Source organism: Gemella sp. zg-1178 (assembly GCF_018790995.1).
In the GTDB taxonomy this organism is placed as follows: Bacteria; Bacillota; Bacilli; order Staphylococcales; family Gemellaceae; genus Gemelliphila.
The window spans coordinates 1-3216 of the sequence record NZ_JAHKEI010000044.1; the positions used below are offsets into that span (position 1 = coordinate 1).

Annotated in this window: 2 protein-coding genes; both read left to right on the top strand. The window is 33.3% G+C overall.

Annotation, left to right across the window (positions count from 1 at the left end; translation table 11 throughout):
- The first annotated feature begins 529 nt into the window (after positions 1 to 529).
- Entirely contained in the window at positions 530 to 2572 is a 2043-nt protein-coding gene (locus KMP12_RS07205; protein WP_215757042.1) for an HsdM family class I SAM-dependent methyltransferase, read from the top strand.
- The coding region (locus tag KMP12_RS07210; RefSeq protein ID WP_215757043.1) for a restriction endonuclease subunit S at positions 2512 to 3216 on the top strand (705 nt) is incomplete at its 3' end. The genes KMP12_RS07205 and KMP12_RS07210, both read left to right, overlap by 61 nt.

Genomic DNA, 3216 nt, shown 5'->3' on the forward strand with positions numbered 1-3216 from the left:
AATGTATGAACGTATCAGAAAAGAATAAAATCTTGTAACAAAAGTTACAAGATTTTTTATTTTACCTAGTAAAATAAATTTATACAAAAAAAATAAAACAAGCTATAAAAAACAAGAAGACCCACAAAAAAATATAAAACAAATTCAAATAAAAATAATTAGAAATAAAAACTATAAAATAATTTCAAATAAAATATAAAATCAAAAATCAAAATAATACAAGCTAAAAAAATTAAAACTATAAGCCCAACAAAAAAATATAAAATAAAATATTAAAAGAAAAATAAAATCTATAAATCAATCCAAAACAAAAATAATTTCAAATAAGAACTATTAAATCCTAAACAAAATATTAAAATAAAGCAATCTATAAAAAACCAAAACAAACCCCACATAAAAACTACATCAAATAAAATATTTAAAAAATAAAACTAAATTCAAAACAATTATAAAAACAAGACAAAATACATAGACCTAACAAATATAAATATAGTATAATAAAACTAAAAAAACACCAAAGGAACCCAAGATGGCAAAAATAAAATCAATAGAACCCAACATAGCAGACCTAGTAAACGGCTGGCTAAAAAACTACAAGCTAGACTACAAACTCGAACAAGAAAGCCTAAATGCAGAAATAGACAAGGCACTAGACGAATACAAATCAAAAAATGGAGGAAGTGGAGGCAACAGACCTGATGCCAAACTCCTACTACAAGACAAAAACCTAAACTACTACCCCGTCCTAATAGAATACAAAGGCTACAAAGACAAACTCATAAAACTAGACGAAAACGGAAATGTAGACAACAGAAACAGCCAAAACTCCCCCAACTACAAAAACATAAACGACTATGCAGTAAACGGAGCAGTCCACTACGCCAACGCAATCCTACACTACACAAGCTACACCCAAGTAATAGCTATCGGAGTAACAGGCTATAAAAACGACAAAGAAGAAATCAAACACACAATAGGAGTCTACTACGTATCAAAAGAAAACTTTGGAATAGGTCAAGAAATCGGAAAATACACAGACCTATCATTTTTAAGAAAAGAAAACTTTGACGACTTCATAAAAAAAATAAGTGAACTATCCCTAACAACAGAAGAACTAGAAGCCCTAAAAGACAAAAGAGAAAAAGAAATCAATGCCAGTCTAGTAAAACTAAACAACGACATATACGCAAGCGAAAAAGGACTTAGCGAAAACGACAGAGTATACCTAGTATCAGCGAGTATAATGGCAAACCTAGGAATACCTGGAGAAGTAAGCCCACTAGAAAAATCAGACCTAAAATCATCACAAGAAGAAGGCAACACAGACGGAGAAATCATAATAAGAAAAATAAAATCCTTCCTAAAAAAGAAAAACCTGCCATATACAAAACAAAAATTAATAGTAAGAAGTTTAGAAAACACCCTACTTTCAGACAACATAAACAAGGCAGTAAACGGAGAAAGCCAACTAAAAAGAATATTTGCAAAAATAATAGACGACTTAGGCATCTACTACAAAATAGGACTAACAACAGACTTCACAGGAAAACTATTTAATGAAATGTACTCTTGGTTAGGATTTACCCAAGACAAACTAAACGATGTAGTCCTAACACCCTCTTATGTGGCAAACCTACTCGTAAAACTAGCAAGAGTAGATAAAGACAGCTACGTTTGGGACTTTGCGACAGGTTCAGCCGGACTACTAGTAGCCGCAATGAACGAAATGATAATAGACGCCAAAGAAAAAATAAAATCACCAGCCGAACTAGAACAAAAAATACTCCAAATAAAAGCCGAACAACTACTAGGACTAGAAGTCCTATCAAACATCTACATGCTAGCCATACTAAACATGATACTAATGGGAGATGGTAGCTCAAACATACTAAACAAAGACTCACTAACAGACTTTGACGGCAAATACGGCTTTGGCAAAACAGAAGAAACCTTCCCAGCCACAGCCTTTATCCTAAACCCACCCTACTCAGCCCAAGGCAACGGCATGGTCTTTGTAGAAAAAGCCCTATCAATGATGAACAAAGGCTATGCGGCAATCATCATACAAAACTCAGCAGGAAGTGGCAAAGCAAAAGAAATCAACCAAAAAATACTAGAAAAAAACACCCTACTAGCCAGCATAAAAATGCCAATAGACTTATTTGTCGGCAAATCAAGCGTCCAAACCAACATATACGTCTTTAGAGTAGGAGAAAGACACCAAAAAGATGAAATAGTAAAATTCATAGACTTTTCAAATGACGGCTACACAAGAAGCAACAGAAAAAAAGCAAGCAACAACCTAAGAGATACCGACAGGGCAAAAGAAAGATACGAAGAAATAACAAACCTAGTCCGCTTTGGCAAAAGCAAACTAAATATCTTCACAGAAAAAGAATACTATGAAGGACATATCGACCCAAACAATGGAGCAGACTGGAACCAGTCAGCCCCAATAGACACAAGACCAAAACTAGAAGACTTTAAAAAAACCGTGGCAGATTACTTAGCTTGGGAAGTAGCAAACCTTATAAAAAATACAGACCAGGAGGAAGTAAAATCAAAAAAATAAAAGCCTCACTGGATAAAAAACTAAAAAATATTCAGTGGGGCGAGTATAGGATTGGGGATTTGTTTGAAATAAAACCGACTAAGTCGTATAAATTAAATAATGATAAATTATTCAATAAAAATGGATTATATCCAGTTGTTACAAATAGTAGCAACAATAACGGAATTACAGGATATTCTACCTTAAGCCCTACGGAAAAAGGGAATATGATAACATATAGTGATACTACCACATCAGAGGGGATATTTTATCAGCCTAGAGATTTTATAGGATATTCTCATATTCAAGGATTGTATCCAATAAAGTATAATGAAAAATGGAATTATTTTAGCTTAATTTATGTTGTGGCAGCCTTTAAAAAATCAGCTGCAGGAAAATTTAATTATGGAAATAAATTTAATAGAAATATAGCTAAAGAATTATTAATCCAACTCCCAACCAAAAATGGTGAAATTGATTTTGAATTTATGGACGCTTATATAAGCGAGCTAGAAGAGGAGCGTATAAGCGAGCTAGCCGCTTACTTGACAGTAAGCGGCTTGGATAACTACAAGTTATCCACTCTTGAGCGTGAGGCACTAGACCTTGTCTTAGCAGATAAACTTACTTGGGCAGAGTTTAGGATTGGGGATTTGTTTGAGAAA

Bases quoted from the DNA above. Each gene is read 5' to 3' on its own strand.
- KMP12_RS07205 (WP_215757042.1), top strand. From the start codon at position 530: ATGGCAAAAATAAAATCAATAGAACCCAACATAGCAGACCTAGTAAAC.